3 protein-coding genes are annotated in these 2,611 nt (G+C 69.6%); all 3 read right to left on the bottom strand.

Translation table 11 applies throughout. The annotated features are described in order from the left end of the window. The coding region (locus tag IJH84_RS19440; protein ID WP_295147149.1) for a histidine phosphatase family protein at positions 1 to 424 on the bottom strand (424 nt) is incomplete at its 3' end. A gap of 105 nt (positions 425 to 529) precedes the next feature. Continuing rightward, positions 530 to 1,378, bottom strand: a complete 849-nt coding sequence (locus IJH84_RS19445) for an undecaprenyl-diphosphate phosphatase (protein WP_295147152.1) — start codon at positions 1,376 to 1,378, stop codon at positions 530 to 532. 161 nt (positions 1,379 to 1,539) lie between these two features. After that, a complete protein-coding gene (locus IJH84_RS19450; protein ID WP_295147155.1) occupies positions 1,540 to 2,190 on the bottom strand; it encodes a TRIC cation channel family protein in 651 nt (216 codons plus the stop codon). Positions 2,191 to 2,611: the final 421 nt, after the last annotated feature.

Here is a 2,611-nt window from a genome sequence, read left to right on the forward strand (position 1 = left end):
CGGCCGAGACCCGCGCGTCGTGCTCGCGCACCGCGGCCACCGCGCGGGCCTGCACCTGCGCGAGCCCCTCACCGCCCGGGAACACCGCCGCCGACGGGTGCTGCTGCACCACCGACCACAACTTCTCCTGGGTCAGCTCGGAAACCTTCCGGTTCGTCCAATCCCCGTAGTCCACTTCGGACAAGCCAGGTTCGGCGACCGGCGTCAACCCGCGCTCGCCCGCCAGCGCCCGCACGGTGTCCTGGCAGCGCTGCAACGGCGAAGCCACGATCGACGAGATCGGCACCTCGGCCAACCGCTTCGACAGCCCCGCGACCTGCGCGCTGCCCGCATCGTCCAAACCGACCCCGGGACTGCGCCCGGCCAGGATCCCGGAACCGTTCGCCGCCGACCGCGCGTGCCTGAGCAGGATGAGAGTCGCCACGAACGCCGAGGGTAAGCCCCGCCGCACCGACCCCGGCACGACGGCCCCGGCAGCAGAACGGCCCGGCGCCGAAAAGGCACCGGGCCGTTCTGCGGGAGACCGCGATCAGGGCTGCATCACGCCGAACCCCAGCAGCGCGAACACCGCCAGCCCCAGCACGATCCGGTACCACACGAACAAGTACACGCTGTGCCGCTCCACGAACCGCAGCAGCCACGCGATGCAGGCGTAACCGATCACACCCGCCACCAGCGTCGCCACGATCATCTGCGCACCCGTGGGCTGCAACCCCGGACCGCCGCTTTCGAACACCTCCGGGATCTCCGAGAGCCCCGCCGCGAACACCGCCGGAATCGCCAGCAGGAACGAGAACCGCACCGCGGTCGGCCGGGTCAACCCCAGCGCCAACCCCCCAGTGATCGTCCCTCCGGAACGCGACACCCCGGGCACCAGCGCCAACGACTGCGCCAAACCCATCAGCGCACCATCCCGCAACGTCAACCGGTCCTGCGCGCGCTGCTGGCGCCCGAGCCACTCGGCCAGCCCCAGCAAAATCCCGAACAGCACCAGCGTCGCCCCGGTCACCCACAGGCTCCGCAACGCGCCCCGGATGTAGTCCTGGAACAGCACCCCGAGCACCCCGATCGGAAGGCTGCCCACGATCACGTACCAAGCCAGCCGGTAATCTTGCGTCCGGCGCACCTCGGCATCGACCAGACCGCGGAACCACGTCGCGATCAACCGCACGATGTCGGTGAAGAAATAGATCACCACGGCCAGCTCGGTACCGATCTGGGTCACCGCGGTGAACGACGCACCAGCGTCATCCCCGAAGAACAACTGCGACACGATCCGCAGATGCCCGGACGACGAAATCGGCAGGAACTCCGTGAGCCCCTGCACAACGGCCAACACCATGGCCTGCAACCACGACAACGAAATCCACTCCAGCACGTCGAGAGGTGATCCGGTGCAGCGGCGGCACCGGCGCCTGGCTCCCCCTGTGACCGGAGATCTTGCAGCATCGCCAACCCCCGAACGGTGGCCCCCCGCGCAGTCGCCCCGCGTTCACCACGACGCCGCCGAATCGTGATCAACATCCGCCGCGGAACCGCTCACACCTCCGGATCGGACCGCCGATGCGGACCCCTCGGCGGCTCCGGCGCGTTGAGCCCATAACGCACACCGAGCATCCGGATCGCGAAGCACACCGCCGCAGCCCCCAACGCCACACCGATCCCATAAACACCGGTGCGCACCGCCAGCACCGTCAACCCCGCCGCCACCATCGCCGGAATCGCATACAACTCACTGCGCAGCACACTCGGAATCCGGCGGATCAGCACATCCCGGATCGTGCCGCCCCCGACCGCCGTGATCACCCCCAGCAGCACCGCCTGCACACCACCGAACCCCAACTGCAGCGCCTTGCTCGCCCCCAGCACCGCGAACACGCTCAACCCCACCGCATCCAGCACCGTGATCAACGGCAACAACCGGTGCAACGGCTTGCTCAACCCGAACGCCAACAACCCGCCGCACGCCGCCACCAGCAGGTACCGGCCATCGACGAACGTGGCGGGCGGCAACGAATCCAGGAACACGTCGCGCACCGTCCCGCCACCCATCCCGGTGATCATCCCCAACGTGACCACCCCGACGATGTCCAGCCGCGTCGCCCGCACCGCCGTCAACGCCCCATTCACCGCGAACGCGAACGTGCCGGTCAGGTCCAACGCGAGCAACAGCGGCGATTCGGCGGCCATGCCCCATGCATACACAACGACCACCGGGGCGCACGGAGCCGGGACGCACCCGCGTCACCAGCATGATCACCACCGGCCGCGGCGCCGAAGGGAAACGACGCGCACCGCCACCCTGGCCCGCCCCCACCGACCGGTGACATGCTGGACGTTTCCCCATTCCACCAGGGGTGGCCGGTCCGGCAACCGGAGACATCAGGAATCCTGGAGCGGTCACCGCCCGACAGCGGGCGCACCCACAAGGAGGTCCTCGTTGCGCCGACTGGTCGCCGTCTGCATCGCCGCCACCGCCGCGCTCACCGGCTGCGGCTCGGTCGGCACCGGCGACCCGCTGCAAGTCACCGACAAACTCGTCGCGGCAGGCCCCGCCGACTCACCCCCGCCGACGACCACACCGGCAGGCACCGTGCTGCCCGCACCCGCC

The organism is Saccharopolyspora sp. (assembly GCF_017434145.1).
In the GTDB taxonomy this organism is placed as follows: Bacteria; Actinomycetota; Actinomycetes; order Mycobacteriales; family Pseudonocardiaceae; genus Saccharopolyspora_C; species Saccharopolyspora_C galaxeae.

What these genes read in the sequence shown, in the direction of transcription:
- IJH84_RS19450 (WP_295147155.1), bottom strand. Translation starts at nt 2,190, where the DNA reads ATGGCCGCCGAATCGCCGCTGTTGCTCGCGTTGGACCTGACCGGCACG.